This is a genomic window from Mycobacterium sp. (genome assembly GCF_039583785.1).
GTDB lineage: Bacteria > Actinomycetota > Actinomycetes > Mycobacteriales > Mycobacteriaceae > Mycobacterium.
This window is the reverse complement of record NZ_JAVKSG010000163.1, coordinates 1-2,733: the sequence shown is the minus strand read 5'-3', so window position 1 is coordinate 2,733 and position 2,733 is coordinate 1. Positions and strand designations below refer to the sequence as shown.

The 2,733-nt window shown below is 67.4% G+C and carries 2 protein-coding genes; both read left to right on the top strand.

Translation table 11 applies throughout. From position 1 onward, the window contains the following. Window positions 1-29: 29 nt before the first annotated feature. Window positions 30-1,520, top strand: a complete 1,491-nt coding sequence (locus ABDV69_RS20890) for a hypothetical protein (protein ID WP_343577708.1) — start codon at window positions 30-32, stop codon at window positions 1,518-1,520. A gap of 191 nt (window positions 1,521-1,711) precedes the next feature. Further along, window positions 1,712-2,733: hypothetical protein (locus ABDV69_RS20885; RefSeq protein WP_343577706.1), on the top strand; the 1,022-nt coding region annotated here is incomplete at its 3' end.

Below are 2,733 nucleotides of genomic sequence, written 5' to 3'. Positions count from 1 at the left end.
GCCCAACCGGCTCGCGGACAACGAGCAAAATGGCGGGAGAAATTGTGGACACCGTACTCGGGGTATCGATGGCCCCCACGACGGTCCGCATTGTGCTGGTTGAGGGAGAAAATGCCGACGGGTTGACCTTGGACGAGGACAACATCGCGGTCACCGGTGACGAAGATCCGGCAACCTTCAGTGCATCCGACCAGGTGGTTGCGGCAATTCTTGGCACCCGAGAGGGCGCCGGCGAGGCCGGCTATGAGCTGCGGTCAACCGGGGTGACATGGACTGATCAGCGCGCTGCCGCAGAACTCCGCGATGCCTTGGCTGCTCGCAAGATCGAGAACGTGATGTTGGTTTCGTCGTTCCTGGCTGCCGCCGCACTTGCGCAGTCGATGGGCAATGCAAACGGTTATGCGCGCAACGCGCTGCTGTATGTCGAGCCCGATGCCGCGACGCTGGCGGTGGTGAACACCACCGATGGCTCGATCATCGACGTTAAACGCGAGCAACTCCCCGACGACGACGACCAAGCCGTTGCCGCCCTGGTCAACCTGGTTTCTGCGGCCGAAAATCTCGACCAGCTGCCGGACGGTCTGCTGGTGGTGGGTTCCGGGGTGGACATCCCGTTGATCAGGCCGGCGCTGGAAGACGCCACGTCACTGCCGCTGAGCGTGCCCGATCATCCCGAGACGGCGCTGGCCCGGGGCGCGGCGCTGGCTTCGGCCAACGCGCCCCTGTTCGCTTCCTCGACCGCCGCGCTGGCCTATGCGCTGGACCCCGGCACTGGCTTGGTGGGCCGGCATGTCGGTTCACCTGAATACTTGGCCGTCGCCGAAGCGGCGTTCCAGAGCTCCGACGCAGGTGCAGACGCGCTGGCGTACAGCGCCGTGGCCGACGACTCGGCCGCGATCTACACCCAGCTGGGCCCAGACGCCTATGAAGGTGTCAACGACGGCGAAGCCTTCGCGACCGGCGTGTATCCCGATTTCGGCCGGATGGAACAGGAACAGGAACAGGAACACGAATCCCGTAGGCCGTTTTTTGTGGCAATGAGTGTGCTGATCATCTTTGTCGTCGGCGTGATGGGGCTGGTGATCTCGCTGGCGTTCAGCATCCGGCCGTCGGCCAACACCCGACCCAGCCTCAGTCACAACGTGGTGGCTCCGGTGCGGCCGATTCCGGCGCCGCCGCCTGCGGCGCCGCCAGCGCCTGCTCCCGCGCATGCACCGGCGCAGGCACCTGCTCCCGCGGCCGCACCGGCACCGATTCACGCGCCCGTGCCCGCTCCAGCACCACCCCCCGCTTTCGCGCCGGCACCGCGGCCGCCGGCCTTTGCCCCGCCGCCAGCTCCGATGCCGATAGCACCAGTAATCCCGCCGCTACTGCCGGGGATTCCGGGCCTACCGCCTTTGATCGGCGGACCTCCGCCTCCGGGCCCCGGCTGGGGCCATGGCGACGATGGCTGGGGCCATGGTGACGGCGGCTGGGGCAAAGGCGGCTGGGGCAAAGGCGGCTGGGGCAAAGGCTTCTGAGCCACGGCCGCTGATTGACCCGGGCGGTGGGAAACAGCCCGTGACCGCCAGGCCTGGCCGATCGGTATCGTCGTAGTAGCAAAAACTGGGCGATCGAGCTGCGCCGTTCCGTACCCGGTCAGCGAGCGAGCAGCTTTGGAGGAATAGTGGACACCGTACTTGGTGTCTCGATGGCACCCGCTGCGGTTCGCATGGTTCTCGTCGAGGGCGAAAACGCCGACGGCGTGACAGTCGAGGAAGACGGCTTCGACGTCAATGCCGCTGCCGACGCGCCGACGATCAATGCGGCAGACCAGGTGGTGTCGGCAATCCTCGGCACTCAGGAAGGCGCCGTCGACAGCGGCTACCAACTGCGCTCGATAGGTGTGACCTGGACCGATCCCGCCGACGCCGCGGCGCTGCGGGACGCGCTGGCCGCGCGCAAAGTCGAGAACGTGATGCTGGTGTCGTCCTTCATGGCCGCCGCTGCACTGGCGCAAGTGGTCGGCAGCTCGATCGGCTACGCCAAGACTGGATTGCTGTTCGTCGAGCCCGAGACGGCGACGCTGGCCGTGGTCGATACCGCGGACGGGTCGATCACCGAGGTGCATCGCCAACCGCTGACGCCCGGCCGCGATTCTCTGGCCGACCTGGCTGCGCTGGCGTCGAGCGCGGAGTCACTGGGTACCCGGCCCGACGGACTGTTCCTCGTCGGCGCCGGTGGTGTCGACATCGCCTCGCTCAAGCCGCAGTTGGAAGCCGCGACCGGGCTGATCGTCAGCGCACCCGAAGAGCCCGAAACCGCGTTGGCCCGCGGCGCGGCACTGGCATCAGCTAACACGCCACTGTTCACCTCGTCGACTGAGGCGCTGGCCTACGCCCAAGACCCCGGCACCGGCTACATCAACCCGTACGCCGTTGCACCCGGGTACTTCGACGTCGCGACCGACGGCAAGACGGGTGAGCAGGCGCTGGCCTACAGCGCCGTCTCCGACGACGATGACGACGCCTTCACCGCATTCGCCGACGAGAGCGAATTGGAGACCGGTCTCTACGCCGGTGCCACCGACAGTGATGCCGCCGAGGCGCAGCTGGACGGCGGCCGCAGGCGGCTGGTCATGGTGGCCAGCGCCGTCGCAGCGATCTTCGTGGTGGGTGCCGCGGCCCTGCTGGTGGCGCTGGCGATCAGCATGCGTCCAACTGCGGCCACTCGGCCCGACCCTGGGCACAACGC

Coding starts and splice junctions, on each gene's coding strand:
- ABDV69_RS20890 (WP_343577708.1), top strand. CDS start 30: ATGGCGGGAGAAATTGTGGACACCGTACTCGGGGTATCGATGGCCCCC.